We start from the raw sequence: 22,812 nt of genomic DNA on the forward strand, positions 1-22,812 counted from the left end.
CGGTGCCCAGAGTCCCACCCGCCGCCCGGAGTACGACCGGAGGAGCCGACATGCCCACCAAGATCCTCATCGTCACCGGCGACGCAGCGGAGTCCCTGGAGGTCCTCTACCCCTACCAGCGGCTGCTGGAGGAGGGCTACGAGGTCCACATCGCGGCCCCCACCCGCAAGACCCTCCGTTTCGTCGTCCACGACTTCGAGCCCGGCTACGACACCTACACCGAGAAGCCCGGCTACACCTGGCCCGCCGACCTGGCCTTCTCCGAGGTCGACCCGGGGGCCTACGCGGCCCTCGTCATCCCCGGCGGCCGGGCCCCCGAGTACCTGCGCAACGACGCCGAACTCCGCAAGATCCTCAAGGCCTTCTTCGACGCGGACAAGCCGGTCGCCCAGATCTGCCACGGCCCGCTGCTCACCGCCGCGATCGACTCCCTCCGGGGCCGCCGGGTCACGGCGTACCCGGCGCTGGAGCCGGACATGCAGTCGGCCGGAGCGGGCTTCCAGGACACCGAGGCGGTCGTCGACGGCACCCTCGTCTCCTCCCGCGCCTGGCCGGACCACCCCGCGTGGATGCGGGAGTTCCTGAAGGTGCTGCGCTCCAAGGCACCGGCGAGCTGACTCCGCGGCCGAGTACGCGGCCGACGCCCGTGGCCGGCCACCATGGCCGGCCGCCCCGGCGCGCCCCCGTTACGCCGCCGTCCTCCACGCCTCGGCCACCGCGTCGGCCAACGTGTCCACCACCGGCACCCCCACGTGCTCCAGGCTCTCCCGGCTGTGCGACCCGCCGCTGTACAGCACGGCCCGCGCCCCCACGTGCCGCGCCGCGACCGCGTCGTCCGCCGCGTCCCCGATCACCACGGTCCGCTCCGGCGCCACGACCCCCGCCAGCGCCTCCAGATGCCGCACCATGTGCTCGGCCTTACTGCCCCCGGACGGCCCCGTGCGCCCGTCGACCCGTATGAAGTGCGCCTCGATCCCGAGCCCCCGCACGAGCGGCACCAGCTCCTCGTGCCCGTACATGCTCAGCAGCGACTGGCTGTGCCCCGCCGACCGCCACCCCAGGAGCAGCTCCTCCGCCCCCTCGGTCAGCCCGCACCGCACCCGGTGCTCTGCGTAGTACCGGTGGAAGACTTCGTCCATCAGCTCCCACTCGGCGTCGGTCGGCAGCCGGCCGAGCAGTCGCTCGTAGAACTTCGGCACCGGCACGCAGTACAGCGCCCGGTACTGCTCCAGTGTGATCGGCGCGAGCCCCAGCTCGGCGAAGGCCGCGTTCGTCGCCCCGATGATCGCGTCGTTGTCGTGGAACAGCGTGCCGTTCCAGTCCCAGACGATGTGCGTCGCCCTTGCGTGCATCCCCATGTCCAAGACCGTACCCGCCCCCACTGACAATCAAGGCGCCACCCGGATCGGCCCGGGTCAGGCCGGTCCGACCAGGTTGGGGATCTCCTGCGTGGCGTACCACAGCAGTTCGTGGTCGTCCGCGCCGTCCACGACGAACTGCGCGTCGTCGTCCCCGCCGTCCGCCGCCTCCAGCGCGTTCGCCGCCGCGGCCACGTCCGGCTCCGCGTCCTCGGCGTCGACGTGCACGGCGGCCGCCTTCGCGAGCGGCACGCCCGCCGTCACGGTGACCTCGCCGAGAGCGGACGGGTCGAGCCCGCGGCCCGGGTCGACGCTCGCGGCGCGGTCGGGCACGTCCACGGCGACCACGACCCGGCGCCGTACCGCGTCCGGGTCCGCCGCGAGCAGCCGCAGCGAGGCCAGCGCGGCCCGGCTCAGCGCCGCGTACTCCAGTTCCTCGATGTCGTCGGAGAGGTACCACTCGCGGAGCGCGGGCGTGACGGCGTACGCGACGAGGGGGCCGCTCCCCAGCTCTCCCGTCCTGTGCGCCTCGGCGAGAGCGGGGAGGGTCAGGGGGACGTAGACGCGCATGCTGGCCGCTCTTTCCTGTTCCTGTCGAAGGCTTCGCTGGCCCCGGGGAGGGCGGCTGGCGCGTCTCCCGGAGGGCCTTCAGGATACGTGCGCCCGTCCCCTTTCGAGCCCCTGCCCGCAGCTGCGGAAGCGTCGACTCCGGTCCCGGAATTCACCCGCTCCCGCCGCTTGGTCACGGGCTTCCGGGTCGCCTGTTTCCCTCGGATAGGTGGACTTTCCGGCCCCTCCCCCGCCGGCCGCGCCTTCCTTGCCGCCGCCTCCCGCACCCCGTACAAGATCCCCACCAGTTGGTTACCGCCCGGTATCCCCGGGCCCGCCGAACGGGGACCCCCATGAACAAGGTCATGAGCCGTACCGCCCAGCCCCGCCCGCGGCACCGTCCGCCGACCCGCCGCGACTCCCGCCGCCCCGGCGGCGCCCCACCCCGCATGCCCAGCCGACCGACGGCCACACGGCCGGAGACGGCCCGTACGCTGCCCGGGGCGGCCCTGCGGCAGCCCCGGCCCACCGACCTCTTCGCCGAGCGTCTGCTGGCCGTCCTGAGCGGCCAGCGGCCCGTCCACTGGATGCTCCGGCACACCGCGGGCCGCGCCTACGACGACCTCGCCCGCCTCGCCGAACACAGCCCCCTGCGCACACTCGGCGCCCGCCCCTGCGTCCACGACATCGGCTACTACGTTCCCAGCGAGGGCGCCCTGGAAGTCTTCGCCCGCATCGCCGCCGGCGGCCGGCTCCGGGCCGTGGCCTTCCGCCTGGAACGCGGCAAGGACCTCCGCTGGCGCTGCACGGCGGTGGAAACGGGCCCGTCGTAGGTCCCGGCGGGTGCCGGCCCGTCGGGGCCGGCCGCACACCTCCGCGCCCGCCGGGGCACCGAAGGCCGCGGAGGAGGCCCCGGCGTCTCCCGCGCCCCTGCGGGTCACTCCGCCGCCGGGCACACCGCGCGGCGACGCGGAAGGGCCGGGCTCCCGACGGGAACCCGGCCCTTCTCACCACGCGGTCGGCGTTACTTCCTGCGGCGGCGGCCACCCTTGGCCTGGCGCCGGCGCTCGGCACGGGTGAGCCCGTCGGACTCGGACCGCACCGGCTCCTCGTCCTCCAGGTCACGCTCGACGATGCCGCCCTCGCCGTCCACCGTCGGCGCGGAGAAGTGCAGGTCCCGCCGCTGCGGAACGTCCAGCCCCTTCGCGCGGATCTCCGGACGCGCACCCGCCTGCGCCGGCACCGTGTCCTGCACGCCGTCGCCCACCGGCTCGGCTTCCTCGACCGGGACCTCCTCGACCTGCTGCTCGACCTGCACCTCCAGGTTGAACAGGTAGCCGACGGACTCCTCCTTGATGCCGTCCATCATCGCGGTGAACATGTCGAAGCCCTCGCGCTGGTACTCGACCAGCGGGTCCTTCTGCGCCATCGCGCGCAGGCCGATGCCCTCCTGGAGGTAGTCCATCTCGTAGAGGTGCTCGCGCCACTTGCGGTCCAGGACCGACAGCACGACCCGGCGCTCCAGCTCACGCATGATCTCGGAGCCGAGCTGCGTCTCGCGGGCCTCGTACTGCTGGTGGATGTCCTCCTTGATGGACTCCTCGATGAACTCGGCGGTCAGACCGGCCCGGTCGCCGGCCGCCTCCTCCAGCTCCTCGATGGTGACCTTCACCGGGTACAGCTGCCGGAAGGCGCCCCACAGCCGGTCCAGGTCCCAGTCCTCGGGGAAGCCCTCGGAGGTCTCCGCGCGAACGTACGCCTCGATCGTGTCGTCCATGAAGTGCCGGACCTGCTCGTGCAGGTCCTCGCCCTCCAGCACGCGCCGGCGCTCGCCGTAGATGACCTCGCGCTGCCGGTTGAGCACCTCGTCGTACTTCAGGACGTTCTTGCGGGTCTCGAAGTTCTGCGTCTCGACCTGGGCCTGCGCGGACGCGATCGCGCGCGTGACCATCTTGTTCTCGATCGGCACGTCGTCGGGCACGTTGGCCATCGACATCACGCGCTCGACCATCTGGGCCTTGAACAGCCGCATCAGGTCGTCGCCGAGGGAGAGGTAGAAGCGGGACTCGCCCGGGTCGCCCTGACGGCCGGAACGACCGCGCAGCTGGTTGTCGATGCGCCGCGACTCGTGCCGCTCGGTACCGAGGACGTAGAGCCCGCCGAGCTGCTCGACCTCGTCCTTCTCCGCCTTGACGGCCTGCTGGGCCTTCTCCAGGGCGGCGGGCAGGGCCGCGGCCCACTCCTCGATGTGCTCCTCGGGGTCGAGGCCGCGCTGGCGCAGCTCCGCCTCGGCGAGGTCCTCGGGGTTGCCGCCGAGCTTGATGTCCGTACCACGGCCGGCCATGTTGGTGGCCACCGTCACGGCGCCCTTGCGGCCGGCCTGGGCGACGATCTGCGCCTCGCGCTCGTGGTGCTTGGCGTTCAGCACCTCGTGCTGGATGCCGCGCTTGCTGAGCTGCTGCGAGAGGTACTCCGACTTCTCCACGGAGGTCGTGCCGACGAGGATCGGCTGGCCCTTCTCGTTCTTCTCGGCGATGTCGTCCACGACCGCCTCGAACTTGGCCACCTCGGTGCGGTAGATCAGGTCCGACTGGTCCTTGCGGACCATCGGCTTGTTCGTCGGGATCGGGACCACGCCGAGCTTGTAGATCTGGTGGAACTCGGCGGCCTCGGTCATCGCCGTACCGGTCATGCCGGAGAGCTTCTTGTAGAGGCGGAAGAAGTTCTGCAGGGTGATCGTGGCGAGCGTCTGGTTCTCGTCCTTGATGTCCACCCCTTCCTTCGCCTCGATCGCCTGGTGCATGCCCTCGTTGTAGCGGCGGCCGGCGAGGATACGGCCGGTGTGCTCGTCGACGATCATGACTTCGCCGTCGATGACGACGTAGTCTTTGTCCTTCTTGAAGAGTTCCTTCGCCTTGATGGCGTTGTTCAGGTAGCCCACCAGCGGGGTGTTCACCGACTCGTAGAGGTTGTCGATGCCCAGCCAGTCCTCGACCTTGCTGACGCCGGACTCGTGGATGGCGACCGTGCGCTTCTTCTCGTCGACGTCGTAGTCGCCGGTCTCCTCGAGGCCCTTGAGCGGGTTGCCGGCCTCGCCGCGCTTGAGGCGGGTGACGAGCTTGGCGAAGTCGCCGTACCACTTGGTGGCCTGGTCGGCCGGGCCGGAGATGATCAGCGGCGTCCGGGCCTCGTCGATGAGGATGGAGTCGACCTCGTCCACGATGGCGAAGTTGTGGCCCCGCTGCACCAGTTCGTCCTTCGACCAGGCCATGTTGTCGCGCAGGTAGTCGAAGCCGAACTCGTTGTTCGTGCCGTAGGTGATGTCGCACGCGTACTGCTCGCGGCGCTGGGCCGGCGTCATGTTGGCGAGGATGCAGCCGACGCTCAGGCCCAGGAACTTGTGGACGCGGCCCATCATCTCGGAGTCGCGCTCGGCCAGGTAGTCGTTGACCGTGATGAGGTGGACGCCGTCCCCGGACAGGGCGTTCAGATACGCGGGCAGCGTGCCGACGAGGGTCTTGCCCTCACCGGTCTTCATCTCGGCCACATAGCCGAGGTGGAGCGCGGCACCGCCCATCATCTGCACGTCGTAGTGCCGCTGGCCGAGGACGCGCTTGGCCGCCTCGCGGACCGTGGCGAACGCCTCGGGGAGCAGGTCGTCCAGGCTCTCACCGTCGGCGTACCGCTGCTTGTACTCATCGGTGAGGGCCCGCAGCTCGGCGTCGGAGAGGTCGACGAAGTCCTCTTCGATGGAGTTGACCTGGTCCGCGATGCGGTGCAGCTTGCGCAGGATCTTGCCTTCGCCTGCACGCATGATCTTCGAGAGGACGGACACGGGGGCTGGTCTCCTTGCCGGTCGGGCCTGGGACGGTCGGTTTTCCTTCTGACGTACTGAGCAACGGCCATCGTATGCGAGGACCCGGCCGCGCCGGGAGGCCTGGCGTGCCGACGGCCGGCTTCACCCGGGACAACGGACGGCCGGTCCGGATAGTGCCGCTTCCGCACGAGGAATTACGCGAAATGTGATCACGCGCTCACGCAGGGCGAAAATACATGGCCCGGGACGGACGTGCCGAGCAGAATCGGGCGATGGAACCCGTCACCCTCACCACGGACCGCCTCCTGCTGCGCGCGGTCGGCCCCGCCGACACCGACGCGGTGTACCAGGCCGCGCAGGACCCCGACATCCAGCGCTGGACGACGGTCCCCTCGCCCTACCTGCCCGAGCACGCGATCGGCTTCACGGAGCAGCTCGTCCCCGAGGGCTGGGCGCAGGGCTCGATGTTCACCTTCGGCGTCTTCCTCGCCGGCGGCGAACTGGCCGGCATGCTCGCCCTCACGATGCGCTCGCTGGGCACCGCCGAGGTCGGCTTCTGGGCGGCCAAGGAGCACCGCGGCCGCGGGTATGTCGTGGAGGCCACGCTCACCGCCTGCCGGTGGATCTTCACCGAGGTCGGTGTCGACCGCGTCGAGTGGCGGGCCGAGGTCGGCAACCACGCCTCCCGCGCGGTGGCGGAACGCGCGGGCTTCACCGTCGAGGGCACCCTGCGCTCCGGCGTCAACAACAAGGGGGTGCGCCGGGACTGCTGGGTCGGCTCCCTGCTCCCCTCGGACCTGGGCCTGCCGTCGACGGCCCCGTACCTGCCCGCGCGCTCCTGAGCACGGCCCGCCGCGCGGGACGCGCGGAGGGCCGACGGCTGTCAGTGGCACCCTCTATCGTCCGAAGCATGACGACCCTTCCGCGCCCCACCACCACCCTCACCGCGGACGACGCCCGCCGGATCGCCCTGCGGGCCCAGGGCCTGCTCGGCGCGCCCGACCGACGCGCGGGCGTGCGCGGGGTGCTGCGCCACCTCGGCGCGGTCCAGCTCGACACGATCTCGGTGCTCGCCCGCTCCCACGAACTCGTGCCGTACGCGCGCCTGGGCGCGGTCGGCCGCACGGCCGTGGAGGGCGCGTACTGGACGGACACCCACGCCTTCGAGTACTGGTCGCACGCGGCCTGCATCCTCCCCATCGAGGAGTGGCCGCACTTCGCCTTCCGCCGCCGTGCCTACCGCGACCGCCCCCACTGGCACCACGACCTCCCCGACGGCGCCTACGACCAGGTCGTCAAGCAGCTGCGCACGGAGGGCCCGCTGACCGCCACGGAACTGGGCGGCGCGAAGAAGACGAACGACTGGTGGGACTGGTCGGGCACGAAGGTCGCCGTGGAGCGTGCGCTGATGTACGGCGAGGTGGTGTGCGTGGAGCGGCGCGGCTGGAAGCGGGTGTACGACCTCGCCGAGCGCGCGGTCCCCACGGCGCTGCTGCACGACGAGCTGGACGACACCGAGTGCCTGCGCCGTCTGGTCCGGCTGGCGGGCGAGTCGCTGGGCGTCGGCACGCGCGCGGACATCGCCGACTACCACCGCCTCAAGGCCGAGCAGGTCGACGCGGTGATAGCGGACTCGGGTCTGGTGCCGGTCGATGTCGAGGGCTGGGGCAGGCCCGCCTGGGCGGACCCCGCGGCCCTCGCGACACCGCCGCGCGGCCGGCACCGCACCACGCTGCTGTCGCCGTTCGACTCGCTGGTCTGGGAGCGGGCGCGCACGGAGCGGATCTTCGGCTTCAGCCACCGGCTGGAGGCGTACGTCCCCAAGCCCAAGCGGGTGCACGGCTACTTCGCGATGCCGGTGCTCGCCGGCGGCCGACTGGTCGGGCGGGTCGACCCGGCCCGGGAGGGCCGGACACTGGTGGCCAAGCAGGTCACCCTGGACGGCCCGAAGGCGGTCCCGGCGGTCGCCCAGGCCCTGGTCGAGGCGGCGACCTGGGTGAACTGCACGGACGTCCGCGTCGAGCGCGTGGAGGCACCCGCACTGCGCGAGCCCCTCACCCGGGAACTCGCCGGCCTCCTCGGATAGGCGACGCCGGACCGGCCGGGCGCTAGCGGATCTCCAGGATCTTCTCCCGCATCGCGTAGACCACGGCCTCCATCCGGGAGTGCAGCTGCAGCTTCTCCAGGATGTTGCGGACGTGGTTCTTCACGGTGTTCTCGGAGATGAACAACTCCTTGGCGATGTCCCGGTTGTTCAAGCCCGTGGCGACGAGTTTGAGGACCTCCAGCTCCCGGTCGGTCAGCCGGGGCGCGGGCACCAGCCGGCGCTCGTCAGTGCGCTGGATCATCGACTTGAACTCGGTGAGGAGTTTCGACGCCATCGAGGGGCTGATCTGCGACTGCCCGTCGGCCACCGCGCGAATGGCGGTGGCCACCTCGTCGGTCGAGATCTCCTTGAGGAGGTATCCGGTCGCGCCCGCCTTGATCGCTTCGTAGAGGTCGGCCTCCTCGTCGCTGATCGTCAGCATGATGATCTTGGCGCTGGGGGCGACCTCCTTGATGGAGGTGCAGGCCTCGATCCCGCCGCGCTTGGGCATGCGGACGTCCATCAGCACGATGTCGGGCAGCAGGTCGGCGGCCTTGTCGACGGCCTCGGCCCCGTCGCCCGCCTCGCCGACGACCTGGATGTCCTCCTCGGCCGCGAGCACGATCTCCAGGCCGCGCCGGAAGAGGGCGTGGTCGTCCACGACCAGGACCCTGATCGGCTCCTTGCGCGACGGGCCCGCGTCCGGGTCCATGCCGACGACATCGTCGTCGGCATCCCCGTCCCGCATCGGTCCGAAGGTGTCCGCCATCGTTCCTCCCCCTGAAGGCTGTGGCCTGTGATCCTGTGCCATCGCCAACCCAAGGCAGCGGCCCACCGGTTGGGCCGGTGCGGCCATGATTCCATGCCCGGACGGCCCGGAGGTGACGTGCGGGGCGCGAAGTGGTCGCACACCGGTGCCCCTGGGGGCGCACACACGCTCCAGGGGCACCGGCTCGGCTTCGGTCGGGCGGTCAGCCGCCCAGCGTGCCACCCGCCGCGGGAGCCTGCGCCTGGGTGACCATCGGGTCCGTGCTGAGGTGGATCACGCCGTAGTCGTAGGCGTGTCGCCGGTAGACGACGCTCGGTTCCTTCGTCTCGGAGTCGACGAACAAGTAGAAGTCGTGGCCGACCAGTTCCATCTCGTAGAGGGCCTGGTCGAGGCTCATCGGAGCGGCGACGTGCGTCTTCTCGCGGACGACGAGGGGGCCTTCGCCCTTGACCTCCAGCGAGCCGATCTTCCTGGTCGGCACTCCGTCCGCGTCCTCTTCGTGAACGGGGAGGCCGTTGCCGTTCAGTGTCGCCGCGTCCGGGACGTGGTCGGGGACCTCTGCCGCCGAGATCCGGCGCGAGCCTCGGCGCGAGAACCGCTTGTCGTGCTGCTTGCGCAGCCGGGCATCCAGCTTCTCCGCCGCCAGGTCGAGCGCCGCGTACGGATCGCTGGCCGCTGCCTCCGCCCGGATCACCGGCCCGCGGGAGCGGAGCGTGATCTCCACTCGGTCACAGCGGTCGGCCTGTCGGGGGTTCGGCTCCTTGGACACCTCGACGTCGAGGCTGATCACCTTGGCATCGAGCCTCTGGATCTTCTCCAGCTTCAGCTTCTCGGCCACGTGCTTGCGGAACCGCTCGGGCACCTCGGTCTTGCGGCCCTTGACGACGATGTCCACGCAGAACTCCGTTCCCGGATCGCTCCGCCGCGTCGGCGGAGCATCTCCCTTTCGCACCCGGTCCGGTGATCACCGGACCTCGGACTCGGTGACTTCCACCTCCTCCTCCCCCATGGGCGAGATCTGCACCCCACCGGTGCGGGTGATTACGGAAAAACCCGCAGCACGGCATTCGGATATGCGAGGCCTGGCCTGCGCCTTTCCTCACACCCGAACATATCTCGCCCGGACGGATGTCGTCACCCTCTACTGCGGCGTACCTCCGTTCAGGTGAATAGAGGCTCTCACCACCTGCAACGACGCAAGTTGACGTTCAGTTCCTGTTTATTCCGAAAGAATCGCGAGGAGCGGCGATCACCGCGGCGCGGAGCATGCGGCCGACGGTGTTCGGGACCACCTTTTCCCGTGCACTATGCACCCACTCGCTCCTCTCCTGTCGGGCACCGATCCGTCGTTCCTCCCTACCTTCCCGGGTTATCGCCTCATACACGACCGTCCCGCGATCGGGCCGGTACACCTCCCCCTCCCGCAGGGCCCGCGCCGCCTCCGCGAGACTGGCGCCGGTCGTCATGAGGTCGTCGACGAGCACCACGCTGCCCGCGCCGAGCAACCGGCCGCCGCCCGGCCGCACTTCCAGCGCCCCGGCGAGGTTCTCCAGGCGCTGCCGGGCGTCCAGCCCCGCCTGGTCCGCCACCGCCCGCCGCTGGCGCAGCACGGCCGTCACCCGGGCCGGTGTCCCGGTGCGCCGCAGCTCCCCGGCCGCAGCGAGCGCCATCCGCCGCACCGGATCGTGCCCCCGCGCACGCACCGCCCACCGGGCCGAGGGCACGGGAACCAGCAGCACCGACGCGCGTCCCGGCCCACCGGCCGGCCCGTCACCGCCTCCGCCTGCTCCTATGCCGAGGCCTGCCCGGACGGCCCCCGCAAGCGCCCTGCCCAGCACCCCCGCGAGGACCAGCGCGCCGCGTTCCTTGTGCGCGAGCAGCAGCGCGCGCACCTCCGCCGCGTAGGGAGCCACCGCGTGCACCACCGGAAGCCCGGCCGGCTCCGGCACCGGCCGCACCCGCCGCGGCGCCCCCGCGCCGAGCATGGCCCGGCACCGCGCGCAGAGCACCGTACGAGGTGCACCGCAGCCCGCGCAGTCGGCCGGCAGCACCAGGTCGGTGAGGTCCTGCCACCACCCCCGCATGACCACCACTGTGCCAACGCCGCACCCGGCCTGCCACCCCTGTGGACAACGCCCTGTGGACAACCGGGGAGCCGGCCCGGACACGGCGGACAGCGCGGCTGTCAGCCCGGATAGACCGGCGCGGTCCCGTCCTTGTCGACCTTCTGCCACTGGGCCCCGGACGGCAGTCGTACGATCCCGTCCTCCGAGTAGGCCACCAGCGGCACCCGCTCGTCCTCGGACGCGGCGATCGCCTTGACGCTGGTGAGCGCGCCCGGCGCCGGTCCGTCGAGCGTGGAGCCGTCGACCTGGACGTACCGCATCTGCTGCACGCCGCCCTGCTCCTGGCCGACGACGAGCAGTCTGCTGTCCCCGGCCCAGGAGATGGCGCTGACCTGCTCCAGGTCCGGCGCCGCCGACCGCAGCCCGTCGACGGAGATGCCCTGCCCGGTGCCGTCGTCGCGCTGGATCCGGCCGATGAACAGGGACTGCTTGTCGTCCTTCGCCACGACCAGCGCGATCCGCGTCCCGTCCGCGGCCACCCGGGCGTCCTCGATCCGGCCGGGCAGGTTTGGCAGGGCCACCCGCTCCGCCTTGGTGGCGCCCTGCGCCAGCTCGAACAGCCCCGACCGGTGCGGATCACGGTCGGCCACCCACAGATCGCCGCGGGCGTCCCAGCTCGGCGTGGTCAGCCGCTCGGCGGGCGTCGGGCCGTCGCTGGTCACCGGCGGCTCGCCGAGCGAACCGCCCGCCGCCAGCGGTGTGACGTACAGCGACCTGCCCTCGTCGGCGACCCCGGCCGCGGTGTGCTCGTCCCGCGACACCGCGACCGCGCGCAGCCCCTTGCCGCTCTCGCCCAGCGGGCCCGGCACCGGCACGGACCCGGTGCCGGTGCTCCCGGCCTGCATCCGTACCGCCCGGTGTTTGCCGTCGAGGAAGTACAGGTAGTCGGGGTGCTTGGACGAACCGTGCCAAGCGGCCGACTCGGCGCGCTCCTCGGTCAGTTCGCACAGCCGGTCGCCGCCGGTCCCGCGCAGCTCGACGGCCTCCAGCGTCGGCGCCAGGTTCCGCAGGGTGAACAGCACCTGTGTCGCCATCTCGGTGCACTTGCCCGCGGCGACCTGCGACGGCCTGAGGTTCAGCGGCACCGTCAGCCTGTTCTGGTCGTCCGGTGCCAGCCCGGACACGCCCTTCCGCAGCGCCGTACCGGTCGGGAAGCTGGACCTGACCACCGGCCCGAGCCAGGTGGTGGGCCCCTTCAGCAGCGAGCGGACCATCTGGGTCATCGGGTCCACCTTGCTGCGCACGAACACCGGGTCGGCGACCGCCACCGGCTGCCCGCTCGCCCCGACCGCCGTGTGGGAGGCGAAGTAGTACTTGTCGACGGGCGTGTAGTTCCGCTGGAAATCCGACTTGCCCATGACAACGCCGTCGGGCAGCCCGTCGATCCGCCACTGCCCGCTCTTGGGGTTCTTCGTGAGGTGCAGCTTCTTGCGGTAGGAGCCGTCGGCGGGCTGGTAGGCCTGCTGCGCGTCGACCGTGGCGACCCGGGTGCCGGCCAGCACACAGGTGACGCTGTTGGTCTCCTCCCGGCCGCCCGGGCGGCAGTCGGTCTCGATGGTCGGCCCGTTCGCGAGGACGGTGGTCGACCGCTCCGGGCGCCACTTGGCCGCCGTGTCGTCCGTCAGGTACTTGCGGGCCGTGTCGTATCCCGGGTCGTCGCTGGTCAGGGCCTCCAGGAAGCCCTGCATGATCTCGCCCGGACCGGCGCCGTCGGCCGGCGGCATGGCGAACACCCGCACACCGGTGTCCTGCCGCGGCGTGGACTCCACGTCCCGCAGGTCCCCGCTGTCGGGCATCGAGGCACACCCGGCCAGCAGGACGACACCCAAGGCGGCGTACGCCACCGCGCGCGCCGGCCGCCGCCGTGCACCCCCCATGCGGTCAGCGACCACGAAAAGCCTCCCCTGGCTCCGTCGAGTCCTTCGTTTCGGCCGTGTCCGGCCCGTCCCCCCGCGCTGCGGGCGCCTCGGGCGCGGGACGTGCGGGGGTCCCGTCGCCCGGACGCCGGGTGCCACCGGTGGTCCGGGGCACCACGCGCGCGCCGTTGCCGTTGCCGGGCAGGGCGGTCGGGTCGGCGGCGGGGGTGGCATCGGTGAGCCGCGGTGCGATCGGTGTCCTCGGCGGCAGCGCGGGCGCCTGCGCGCCGGCCGGCTGCACCGGGACGGTGGCCCGCTTCTCCTCGCCCCCGCGGGGCGTACCGGCGTCGGCCAGGCCGCGGTTGCGGCGTGAGTCCTTGGGCTCCAGCGGTATCGGCGACCCGCGCAGCGGCTCGTCCGCGGTCCTGGGCAGCGTCAGCCGGAACTGGGAGCCGCCGCCGGGCTCGCCCCAGGCCTGCAGCCACCCGCCGTGCAGCCGCGCGTCCTCCAGGGCGATCGACAGGCCGAGGCCGGTACCGCCGGTGGTACGCGCGCGTGCCGGGTCGGCCCGCCAGAAGCGGCTGAAGACGCGGGTCGCCTCACCGGGCTTCAGCCCGACGCCGTAGTCCCGGACCGCGACGGCCACGGCCCCGCCCGCCGCGGCGAGCCGGACCACGACGTCCTTGCCGTCGCCGTGCTCGACGGCGTTCACGACCAGGTTGCGCAGGACGCGCTCCACCCGCCGGGCGTCAGCCTCGGCGACGACGGGCTGCTGGTCGCCGACCACCCGTATGTGCGAGCCCTTGCGCTCGGCGAGCGGTTCGGCACCGCTCACCACCCGCCGTACGACCTCCCTGAGGTCGATCGGCTCCGCCTCCAGCGCCGCCGCGCCGGCGTCGAAACGGCTGATCTCCAGCAGGTCCGCGAGCAGCGACTCGAACCGGTCCAGCTGGTCGGCGAGCAGCTCGGCCGACCGGGCGGTCACCGGGTCGAAGTCCTCGCGCGCCTCGTGGATGACGTCGGCGGCCATCCGGACGGTGGTCAGCGGGGTACGCAGCTCGTGCGAGACATCGGAGACGAACCGCCGCTGCATCCGCGACAGGTCCTCCAGCTGCTGGATCTTGACCTGGAGGTTCTGCGCCATCTTGTTGAAGGCCTCGCCCAGACGGGCGATGTCGTCCTCGCCGGTGACCTTCATCCGCTCCTGCAGCCGCCCGGCGGACAGCCGCTCCGCGATCCCGGCCGCCATCCGCACCGGCGTGACGACCTGCCGCACCACCAGCCAGGCGATGGCGCCGAGCAGGACGACGACGAACAGTCCGGCCGTGGCCAGGGTGCCCTTGACCAGGCTCAGGGACTTCTCCTCCTGCGTGAGCGGGAAGAGGAAGTACAGCTCGTACGGGCGGCCGTTGGGGTCGCTGACCTGCTTGCCGATGGCGAGGCCCGGCTGCGATTCCCTGCCGTCGTAGATGATCCGCGTGTTGCTCTGAACGGCCGTCGTACCGCTGTTGACCCGCTCGCGCAGGGCCGTGGGCACGCTGGAGGTCGGATTGACGTTCCCGGAGCCGCGCGGGCTGCGCCCGCCGCCACCGTCGTCGCCCACGGGCAGCGTGACCACCTCGAAGGCGCCCGCGCCACCGCTGGACAGCGACTCCACGAGGTCGCTCATCCACGGGATGACGGTCTCCGACTGCCGTCCGTCCGCGGTCGACGTCCCGTCACCGGTGGCCGCGACCGCGCCGCTGGCCGCCTCGTCGGCCTTCTGCTTGGCCACCGCGAACCCGCCCGTGGCCTGGCTCTGCGACGCCTTCACCTTCGCGTCCAGCAGGCCGTTGCGCACCTGCCCGATCACGACGAAGCCCAGCAGCAGGACGACGCCCAGCGACATCAGCAGGGTGGTGGCGACGACCCTGAGCTGGATGTTGCGCCGCCACAGCCGCATCACCGGCAGCAGCGGACGGCGCACCCAGCGCAGGAACAGCCGCAGCACCGGGCTGCCCTGGACCCCGCCGTTCACCAGCCCGCCGTGGAACAGGGCCCGGAAGCGCGCACCCGCCGCCGGACGGCCGACAGGCCGCCCCGGACGGGCCCCGGAACCGCCGGGGGCCGAAGCGGCACTGTCCCCGGACATGTCAGCTCGGCCCGGCCTTGTAACCGACACCACGGACGGTCACCACGATCTCCGGCCGCTCCGGGTCCTTCTCGACCTTGGAGCGCAGCCGCTGGACGTGCACGTTGACGAGCCGCGTGTCGGCCGCGTGCCGGTAGCCCCACACCTGCTCGAGCAGCACCTCGCGGGTGAACACCTGCCACGGCTTGCGCGCGAGCGCGACCAAAAGGTCGAACTCCAGCGGGGTCAGCGCTATCGACTGCCCGTCCCGCTTCACCGAGTGGCCGGCCACATCGATGACCAGGTCACCGATGGTCAGCTGCTCCGGCGCCGGCTCCTCCGACCTGCGCAGCCGCGCCCGGATCCGGGCCACCAGCTCCTTCGGCTTGAACGGCTTGACGATGTAGTCATCGGCGCCCGACTCCAGGCCCACGACGACATCGACGGTGTCGCTCTTCGCCGTGAGCATCACGATCGGCACCCCGGACTCCGCCCGGATCAGCCGGCAGACCTCGATGCCGTCCCGTCCGGGCAGCATCAGGTCGAGCAGCACCAGGTCGGGCTTGGACTCACGGAAAGCGGCCAGCGCCTTGTCGCCGTCGGCTACGAAAGACGGCTCAAAACCTTCACCACGCAGCACGATCCCGAGCATCTCGGCCAGTGCTGTGTCGTCGTCGACGACAAGGACTCGTCCCTTCATAAACGACATCATCCCATTCTCGTAACGACGGCAGAGGTGCAGGTGAGCAGGCTCACTGGCCCGTGACGATAGTCGTACGGAGCCGTCACTGTCTGCCCCCGTCCACCGGAGACGATGCCGATGCGGCTCTCACCGCGCCGTCGGCGACACCCCGGCCGACGACCTGACACACATCTCCGCCAGGGCCTCGGCCGTCACGGGGGAGACGGCCCCCTCCTCGGTGACCAACGCCGTCACCAGCTCGGGCGGCGTCACGTCGAACGCCGGGTTGTACGCCTGCGTCCCCAGCGGCGCCACCGGCACCCCGCCACCGGCACCCGTCACCGGCGTCTGCGGTGCCGCGACCTCGGTCACCTCGAAACCGGGGCGCTGCTCGACCTCGATGGACGCCCCGTCGGGCGTGCCCAGGTCGACCGTCGTCACCGGCGCCACCACGATGAACGGCACGTGGTGGTACCGGGCGAGCACCGCGAGCGGATAGCTCCCCACCTTGTTCGCCACCGAGCCGTCGGCCGCGATCCGGTCCGCCCCTACCAGCACCGCGTCCACCTCGCCCGCCGCGAACAGCGAACCCGCCGCGTTGTCCGTGAGCAGCGTGTACGCCATGCCGCTGCGGGCCGCTTCGTACGCCGTCAGGCGAGCGCCCTGCAGCAGCGGACGCGTCTCGTCCACCCACAGCCGCCGCAGCCGCCCCGCCCGGTGCGCCGCCAGGGCCACCGCGAAGGCCGTGCCCTCCCCGCCCGACACCAGCGAACCGGTGTTGCAGTGGGTGAGGATCCGGTGCCCGCCGCCGGGCAGCAGCTCGTCCAGCAGCGCCAGACCATGGGCCGCCATCCGGCCGCTGGCCTCGGCGTCCTCCTGGTGCAGCGCCCGCGCCGCGGCCAGCGCCGCCACCGCCGCCGCGGTGGGGTCACCGGTCTCGGCCAGCGCCGCCCGGTGCGCGGCCTCGGCCCGGCGCACCCCGACGGACAGGTTCACCGCGGTGGGCCTGGCCTCCTGGAGCGCCCGGGCCGCCTCGGCCACGTCGAAGCCCCGCGCGGCGGCGAGCGCGACGCCGTACGCCCCCGCGATCCCGAGCAGCGGCGCCCCGCGCACGGCGAGCGAACGGATCGCCTCCACCAGCGCCGCCGCGTCCGTGCACACCAACTCGACCTCTTCGGCCGGGAGCCTCGTCTGATCGAGAAGGACCAGCACGGGGCCTTCTGGTGGCTCCTCCCATCGGATCGCTGGTATCCCGGTCGGCCGCTTGTCCCCGCTGGTTCGCTCCTGCTGATCAGCCATGCCGTCAGTCTGCCCCGGATCCGGCGGACAATTGAAGGAGTCCGGCTCCGACCGCGGCCGATCCCCCGGTGACCAGCCCATGGCACGATGGCTGCCAACCTGCCGCCGCGACCGCGGACGGGCACCGAGAAGGAGCTTCGATGACAGACACTCCGGGCTGGGCCTCGCCCGGATCCGCCCCGTCGTCCAAGGGTGGGGAACCCGGTGCGACCGGCCCCACCGAGCCCGCCGACCGCCCCGGCCCCACCGGACCCGCGCCCCAGCCGGGCACGGACCCGCAGGGCCCAGGCGGGAAATGGTCCAAGGAGCAGCCGCCACCCGGCCAGTGGTCGGCGCCCACCGGTGCCCCCAGCCCCCACCAGGTCCCGCCGCCCCCGCCGCCCGGCCCCGGCTGGGGCGGCCGGCAGCCCGGCGGCCCGGGCCCCGGCGGCTACGGCGGCCCGCCACCCGGCCCCGGCGGTTACGGCGGCCCCGCCTGGGGCGGCGGCTGGGGCGGACCCCCTCCCGCGGCCAAGCCCGGTGTCATCCCGCTGCGCCCGCTCGGCGTCGGCGAGATCCTGGACGGCGCCGTGTCCACCATGCGCACCTACTGGCGCACGGTCCTCGGCATCTCGCTGGCCGTCGCCGCGGTCACGGAGATCTGCCTCGTCCTCGTCCAGGGCCTCCTCCTCGACGACGCCCTCGCCGGCGCCCGGCTCGACGGCCGGACGCCCACCCCCGACGACATGTACCGCACCCTGCGCGAGTCCATGATCGGAAGCGGCATCGTCACGGTGATCTCCGCGGCCGCCGTCATCATCGCGACCGCCCTGCTCACGACCATCACCAGCCGCGCCGTCCTCGGCAAGCCGGTCAGCACCGGCGAAGCCTGGCGTGAGGCCCGCCCCCAGATCCCGAAGCTGGCCGGGCTGCTCATCCTGCTCGGCCTGATCGTCGTCGGCGTGGTCGTCGCCGGCGCCGTGCCCGGCATCCTCGTTCTGGTCGCGGGCGGCAGCGACGCCGGCGGAGCCGCGCTGCTCGCCCTCGGCATGCTCGCGGGCGGCGTCGTCGCGATCTGGCTGGCCATCCGTTACTGCCTGGCCGCCCCCGCCCTGATGCTGGAGCGCCAGGGCATCACCACGTCCATGGGCCGCTCCGCCAAGCTCGTACGCGGCTCCTGGTGGCGCGTCCTCGGCATCCAACTCCTCGCCGCGCTCATCGCCAACATCGTCTCGGCGGTCATCACCATCCCGTTCGCCCTCATCGGGACCGCCGTCAGCGGCGACGGCATGGACAGCTTCCTCGGCACCAACGGCGAACACGTCGGCTGGGCGTTCCTGATCATCCGGGGGATCGGCTCCCTGATCGGCACCACGCTCACCCTTCCGATCAGCGCCGGCGTCGCCGTGCTCCTCTACATCGACCTGCGCATCCGCCGCGAGGCCCTCGACCTCGAACTGGCCCGCGCCGCCGGTGTCCAGGGGTACGGCCCCGGCGCCCCCGGCCACATCCCCAGGAGCTGATGCGGTGAGCCTCACGGGGGCAGTGCTCACGGAGGCGGCCCCACCCGGCGCCGCCTCCTCGCTTCTCCGGCAACTGCTGCGCCTGTCGGACCGGGCCGTGCTCACGGCCGGCGGCTCGGGAGACGAGCCCCCGGTGACGATCCCGCGTGACCCCGCCCGCGAGGCGGCCCGGCGCGAGCTGGCCAAGCGGATGTACCACGAGAACGATCCCAGCCTGCTCCAGCGCGCCCTGAACGCGTTCTGGGAGTGGGTCGGCCGGCTGTTCGGCGCGGCCGCCTCGGCGACCCCCGGCGGCACGGTCGGCCTGCTCGTCGTCATCCTGTTCGTCGTCGCCGTCCTGGCCGCCCTGTGGTGGCGCCTGGGCACCCCCCGCCGCCAACCGGCCTCCGCCGCCGTCCTGTTCGACGACCGCCCCCGCAGCGCCGCCGAACACCGCGCGGCCGGCGACGCACACGCGGCCCAGGGCCACTGGAACCAGGCCGTCCAGGAGCGCATGCGGGCCGTCGTCCGCTCCCTGGAGGAACGGGCACTGCTCGACACACGCCCCGGCCGCACCGCCGACGAGGCAGCCGCCGAGGCCGGCCGCGTCCTCCCCGCGCACACGGACCGACTGCGCGCCGCCGCCCGCGAGTTCGACGACGTCACATATGGCGGACGCAGGGCGGACGAGCAGTCGTACCACCGGCTCGCCGAACTCGACCGCGCCCTGGAACGCACCAGACCGACCCTCGCCCACAGCCCCGCCAGCGCCACCAGCACGGCGTACAGCGCCCGCCAGGGGGCGGCCGAGTGACCACCGCGGCACCTCCGACGACCACCTCCACCGCACCGACCGGCCGCCAACTGTGGACCCGGACACGCGGTATCACGCTCGCCGTCGTCCTGCTCCTGGCCGCCGCCGTCGCCATGGCCGCCGTAGGCTCCACCGCGCGGCACGGGGAACTGGACCCGCGCTCCGCCGACCCCTACGGAAGCCGCGCCGTCGCCCGGCTCCTCGCCGAGCGGGGCGTCTCCACCCGCGTGGTCACCTCGCTCGACGCGGCCCGCGCCGCCGCCGGCCCGGACACCACCGTGCTGGTCGCCGTACCCGACCGGTTGACCCACCGTCAACAGGCCGAGTTGCACACGGCGACGGCGACCTCCGGCGGGCGGACCATCCTGGTCGCGGCCGACGGCTGGTCCGTCGAACGGCTCGCCCCCGGGGTCACCGCGGACCCCGCCACCAGCGGCGACGAGACGCTCGCCCCGGCCTGCGCCCTGCCCGAAGCCCGGCGCGCGGGCACCGCCGACACCGGCGGCATCCGCTACACCACCACCCACCTCGACGCCGACCGCTGCTACCCCAGCGAACGCCTCGCCACCCTGCTGCGCATCCCCGCAGCCGCCGGAGGCGGCGACACCGTCGTGCTCGGCGCGCCCGACATCCTCTACAACGACCGCCTCGACGAGCAGGGCAACGCCTCGCTCGCCCTTCAACTCCTCGGCTCCCGCCCCCATCTGGTCTGGTACCTCCCCTCGCTGTCCGACACCGCCACCGCCGAAAGCGGTGAGCGGAAGAACTTCCTCGACCTGCTCCCCTCGGGATGGCTCTGGGCCACCCTCCAGCTCTTCATCGCGGCGGCACTCGCCGCCTTCTGGCGGGGCCGCCGCTTCGGCCCGCTCGTGTCCGAGAAACTCCCCGTCGCGATCCGCGCCTCGGAGACCACCGAAGGCCGCGCCCGCCTCTACCACAAGGCCAACGCCCGCGACCGCGCCGCCGCCGCTCTGCGCGCCGCCACCCGCACCCGCCTCGCCCCCCTCGTGGGCGTCCCCGTCACCCAGGCGCACGCGCCCGAGGCCCTGCTCCCCGCCCTGTCCGCCCACCTCTCCGGCGACGGACAGACCCTGCACCCCCTCCTCTTCGGGCCGCCACCCGGCGACGACGCGGCCCTCATCGCACTCACCGACCAACTCGACGCCCTCGAAAGAGAGGTACGCCATTCATGATGGACCCGACCACTGACAACGCCGGGCAGAGCGGAGACGCGGGCACCGCACGCGCCTCCCTGGAAGCCCTGCGCGCCGAGATCGCCAAAGCCGTGGTCGGCCAGGACCCCGCCGTGACCGGCCTCGTCGTCGCCCTCCTGTGCCGCGGACACGTCCTGCTGGAAGGAGTCCCCGGGGTCGCCAAGACACTGCTCGTCCGCGCCGTCGCATCCGCCCTCGAACTCGACACCAAACGCGTCCAGTTCACCCCGGACCTGATGCCCAGCGACATCACCGGCTCCCTCTTCTACGACACCCGCACAGCCGAGTTCTCCTTCCAGCCCGGCCCGGTCTTCACCAACCTCCTCCTCGCCGACGAGATCAACCGCACCCCGCCCAAGACCCAGTCGTCCCTCCTGGAGGCCATGGAGGAACGCCAGGTCACCGTCGACGGCACCGCACGCCCGCTGCCCGAGCCGTTCCTCGTCGCCGCCACCCAGAACCCGGTCGAGTACGAGGGCACCTATCCCCTCCCCGAAGCCCAACTCGACCGGTTCCTGCTCAAGCTGACGATCCCTCTGCCGTCCCGCCAGGACGAGATCGACGTCCTCACCCGGCACGCCTCCGGCTTCGACCCGCGCGACCTGCGCGCCGCCGGCGTACGCCCCGTCGCCGGGCCCGCCGACCTGGAGGCGGCCCGCGCCGCGGTCGCCAAGACCACCGTGTCCCCCGAGATCACCGCTTACGTCGTGGACATCTGCCGCGCCACCCGCGAGTCGCCCTCTCTCACCCTGGGCGTCTCCCCGCGGGGCGCCACGGCCCTTCTCGCCACCTCACGCGCCTGGGCCTGGCTGACCGGCCGCGACTACGTCATCCCCGACGACGTGAAGGCCCTCGCCCTGCCCACGCTGCGCCACCGCGTCCAACTGCGCCCGGAGGCCGAGATGGAGGGCGTGACCGCCGACGCGGTCGTCAACGCCATCCTCGCCCACGTCCCGGTCCCCCGCTGATGGCGCTCACCGGACGCGCCGCCCTGCTCGCGGCTCTCGGCTCAATCCCCGTCGGCATCCTGGAACCGGGCTGGACGGGCATCCTCGCGGTGAACGGCCCCCTGGCGCTCGCCTGCGCCTGCGACTACGCACTGGCCGCACCGGTACGCCGTCTCCTGCTGGACCGCTCCGGCGACACCTCCACCCGCCTCGGTGACACCGCCGACGTCACGCTCACGATCACCAACCCCAGCTCCCGCCCGCTGCGGGCCCGGGTCCGGGACGCCTGGCCTCCGAGCAGCTGGCAGCCGGGCACCGAGGTCGAGGCCTCCCGGCACCGGCTGACCGTTCCCCCGGGCGAACGCCGACGCGTGACGACCCGGCTGCGCCCCACCCGCCGCGGCGATCGCCAGGCCGACCGCGTCACGATCCGCTCCTACGGCCCCCTCGGCCTGTTCTCCCGCCAGGGCACCCACAAAGTGCCCTGGACGCTACGTGTTCTGCCCTCTTTCACCAGCCGAAAGCACCTGCCGTCGAAACTCGCCCGATTGCGTGAACTCGACGGCCGCACCAGCGTGCTGACCCGCGGCGAGGGAACGGAGTTCGACAGCCTGCGCGAGTACGTCCCCGGAGACGACACCCGCTCGATCGACTGGCGCGCCACGGCCCGGCAGTCCGCCGTCGCCGTCCGCACCTGGCGCCCGGAACGCGACCGGCACATTCTCCTGGTCCTGGACACCGGCCGTACCTCCGCCGGCCGCGTGGGCGGCGCCCCGCGCCTGGACGCCTCCATGGACGCGGCCCTGCTGCTGGCGGCCCTCGCCTCCCGCGCCGGCGACCGCGTCGCCCTGCTCGCTTACGACCGCCGGGTACGCGCCCTGGTGCAGGGCCGCTCGGCAGGCGATGTGCTGCCCTCGCTGGTCAACGCGATGGCCGCACTGGAACCGGAACTGGTCGAGACCGACGCACGTGGTCTCACCGCCACCGCGCTGCGCACCGCACCCCGGCGATCCCTGATCGTGCTCCTCACGACGCTGGACGCGGCACCGGTCGAGCAGGGCCTGCTGCCCGTGCTCCCCCAACTCACCCAACGCCACACTGTCCTGGTCGCCTCGGTAGCCGATCCGCATCTTGCCCGCATGGCGCAGGGCCGGGGCACCGCGGAGGCCGTGTACGAGGCGGCAGCAGCGGCCCAGGCACAGAGCGAGCGTCGCCGCACAGCGGAACAGCTGCGTCGTCATGGGGTGACGGTGGTCGACGCGACTCCGGACGATCTGGCGCCGGCCCTGGCGGACGCTTATCTGGCCCTGAAAGCGGCGGGTCGACTGTGAGTGGCTTTTCCGCGCCCTTCCGTCCGGGGCGCAAAAGGCCCTGAACGCAGAAAACCCCCGCACCGGAGTGCGGGGGTTTTCTTCAAGAATTGTTCGGCGGTGTCCTACTCTCCCACAGGGTCCCCCCTGCAGTACCATCGGCGCTGTGAGGCTTAGCTTCCGGGTTCGGAATGTAACCGGGCGTTTCCCTCACGCTATGACCACCGAAACACTATGAAACTGTGAATCTGCCGCACCATACCGTGACCTGGCATGGGGCCGTTCGTGGTTTCAGAACCAACACAGTGGACGCGAGCAACTGAGGACAAGCCCTCGGCCTATTAGTACCGGTCACCTCCACACGTTACCGTGCTTCCAGATCCGGCCTATCAAC

At 72.3% G+C, this 22,812-nt stretch carries 19 protein-coding genes and 1 rRNA gene; 9 read left to right on the forward strand and 11 right to left on the reverse strand.

Features of this window, described 5'->3' with window-relative positions:
* Positions 1-50: 50 nt before the first annotated feature.
* On the forward strand, positions 51-617 hold the full coding sequence (locus ACZ3ZD_RS15870) for a DJ-1/PfpI family protein (RefSeq protein WP_401385704.1): 567 nt from the start codon (positions 51-53) through the stop codon (positions 615-617).
* Between the two features lie 69 nt (positions 618-686).
* On the opposite strand, the gene ACZ3ZD_RS15875 is transcribed toward ACZ3ZD_RS15870, so the two are convergent.
* Positions 687-1,358, reverse strand: coding sequence for an HAD family hydrolase (locus ACZ3ZD_RS15875; RefSeq protein WP_467397142.1), 672 nt, complete (start codon positions 1,356-1,358; stop codon positions 687-689).
* Between the two features lie 57 nt (positions 1,359-1,415).
* Positions 1,416-1,928: a DUF6912 family protein gene (locus tag ACZ3ZD_RS15880; RefSeq protein ID WP_467397144.1), complete on the reverse strand. Its 513-nt coding sequence runs from the start codon at positions 1,926-1,928 to the stop codon at positions 1,416-1,418.
* Positions 1,929-2,260: 332 nt separating this feature from the next.
* Here ACZ3ZD_RS15880 and ACZ3ZD_RS15885 point away from each other — a divergent pair, with 332 nt between their 5' ends.
* Positions 2,261-2,740 carry an Rv3235 family protein gene (locus ACZ3ZD_RS15885; RefSeq protein ID WP_467397146.1) on the forward strand — a complete coding sequence of 160 codons (480 nt, stop codon included), beginning with the start codon at positions 2,261-2,263 and terminating at the stop codon, positions 2,738-2,740.
* A gap of 191 nt (positions 2,741-2,931) precedes the next feature.
* On the opposite strand, the gene secA is transcribed toward ACZ3ZD_RS15885, so the two are convergent.
* The gene (secA, locus tag ACZ3ZD_RS15890; RefSeq protein ID WP_467397149.1) at positions 2,932-5,742 is read right to left on the reverse strand and encodes a preprotein translocase subunit SecA; all 2,811 of its coding nucleotides are present in this window, start codon (positions 5,740-5,742) and stop codon (positions 2,932-2,934) included.
* 254 nt (positions 5,743-5,996) lie between these two features.
* On the opposite strand from secA, the gene ACZ3ZD_RS15895 reads away from it, so the two are divergent.
* Complete coding sequence (locus tag ACZ3ZD_RS15895) at positions 5,997-6,566, forward strand: GNAT family N-acetyltransferase (protein WP_467397151.1); 570 nt, start codon at positions 5,997-5,999, stop codon at positions 6,564-6,566.
* Positions 6,567-6,634: 68 nt separating this feature from the next.
* On the forward strand, positions 6,635-7,810 hold the full coding sequence (locus ACZ3ZD_RS15900) for a winged helix-turn-helix domain-containing protein (protein WP_467397154.1): 1,176 nt from the start codon (positions 6,635-6,637) through the stop codon (positions 7,808-7,810).
* A gap of 22 nt (positions 7,811-7,832) precedes the next feature.
* Here ACZ3ZD_RS15900 and ACZ3ZD_RS15905 read toward each other — a convergent pair whose 3' ends face one another.
* From ACZ3ZD_RS15905 to mtnA, 7 genes are all read right to left on the reverse strand, one after another.
* Entirely contained in the window at positions 7,833-8,579 is a 747-nt protein-coding gene (locus ACZ3ZD_RS15905) for a response regulator (RefSeq protein ID WP_467397156.1), read from the reverse strand.
* Positions 8,580-8,781: 202 nt separating this feature from the next.
* On the reverse strand, positions 8,782-9,474 hold the full coding sequence (gene hpf / locus ACZ3ZD_RS15910; protein WP_467397158.1) for a ribosome hibernation-promoting factor, HPF/YfiA family: 693 nt from the start codon (positions 9,472-9,474) through the stop codon (positions 8,782-8,784).
* A gap of 313 nt (positions 9,475-9,787) precedes the next feature.
* Positions 9,788-10,663 (reverse strand): ComF family protein, encoded by an 876-nt coding sequence (locus ACZ3ZD_RS15915; protein WP_467397160.1) that lies wholly within the window; start codon positions 10,661-10,663, stop codon positions 9,788-9,790.
* A gap of 101 nt (positions 10,664-10,764) precedes the next feature.
* A complete protein-coding gene (locus tag ACZ3ZD_RS15920) occupies positions 10,765-12,582 on the reverse strand; it encodes an LpqB family beta-propeller domain-containing protein (RefSeq protein ID WP_467397163.1) in 1,818 nt (605 codons plus the stop codon).
* Between the two features lie 4 nt (positions 12,583-12,586).
* On the reverse strand, positions 12,587-14,692 hold the full coding sequence (gene mtrB, locus ACZ3ZD_RS15925) for an MtrAB system histidine kinase MtrB (protein WP_467397165.1): 2,106 nt from the start codon (positions 14,690-14,692) through the stop codon (positions 12,587-12,589).
* A 1-nt stretch (position 14,693) separates the two neighbouring features.
* Complete coding sequence (gene mtrA, locus ACZ3ZD_RS15930) at positions 14,694-15,383, reverse strand: two-component system response regulator MtrA (protein WP_187279108.1); 690 nt, start codon at positions 15,381-15,383, stop codon at positions 14,694-14,696.
* Positions 15,384-15,500: 117 nt separating this feature from the next.
* A complete protein-coding gene (gene mtnA / locus ACZ3ZD_RS15935) occupies positions 15,501-16,652 on the reverse strand; it encodes an S-methyl-5-thioribose-1-phosphate isomerase (RefSeq protein ID WP_467397167.1) in 1,152 nt (383 codons plus the stop codon).
* 140 nt (positions 16,653-16,792) lie between these two features.
* Between mtnA and ACZ3ZD_RS15940 the strand changes: the two genes are divergently transcribed.
* The 5 genes from ACZ3ZD_RS15940 to ACZ3ZD_RS15960 are packed head-to-tail and all read left to right on the forward strand — an operon-like array spanning position 16,793 to position 22,439.
* The gene (locus ACZ3ZD_RS15940) at positions 16,793-18,154 is read left to right on the forward strand and encodes a glycerophosphoryl diester phosphodiesterase membrane domain-containing protein (protein WP_467397169.1); all 1,362 of its coding nucleotides are present in this window, start codon (positions 16,793-16,795) and stop codon (positions 18,152-18,154) included.
* 4 nt (positions 18,155-18,158) lie between these two features.
* On the forward strand, positions 18,159-18,947 hold the full coding sequence (locus ACZ3ZD_RS15945; protein ID WP_467397171.1) for a DUF4129 domain-containing protein: 789 nt from the start codon (positions 18,159-18,161) through the stop codon (positions 18,945-18,947).
* On the forward strand, positions 18,944-20,140 hold the full coding sequence (locus tag ACZ3ZD_RS15950) for a DUF4350 domain-containing protein (RefSeq protein ID WP_467397173.1): 1,197 nt from the start codon (positions 18,944-18,946) through the stop codon (positions 20,138-20,140). Before ACZ3ZD_RS15945 ends, ACZ3ZD_RS15950 begins: the two co-directional genes overlap by 4 nt.
* A complete protein-coding gene (locus tag ACZ3ZD_RS15955; protein ID WP_467397219.1) occupies positions 20,140-21,129 on the forward strand; it encodes an AAA family ATPase in 990 nt (329 codons plus the stop codon). The genes ACZ3ZD_RS15950 and ACZ3ZD_RS15955 overlap by 1 nt, the downstream gene beginning before the upstream one ends.
* A complete protein-coding gene (locus ACZ3ZD_RS15960; RefSeq protein WP_467397176.1) occupies positions 21,129-22,439 on the forward strand; it encodes a DUF58 domain-containing protein in 1,311 nt (436 codons plus the stop codon). The genes ACZ3ZD_RS15955 and ACZ3ZD_RS15960 overlap by 1 nt, the downstream gene beginning before the upstream one ends.
* A gap of 91 nt (positions 22,440-22,530) precedes the next feature.
* Here the strand turns inward: ACZ3ZD_RS15960 and rrf are convergent.
* Positions 22,531-22,647, reverse strand: a 5S ribosomal RNA gene (gene rrf / locus ACZ3ZD_RS15965).
* Positions 22,648-22,812 lie beyond the last annotated feature (165 nt).

Source organism: Streptomyces sp. NPDC023481 (assembly GCF_055560195.1).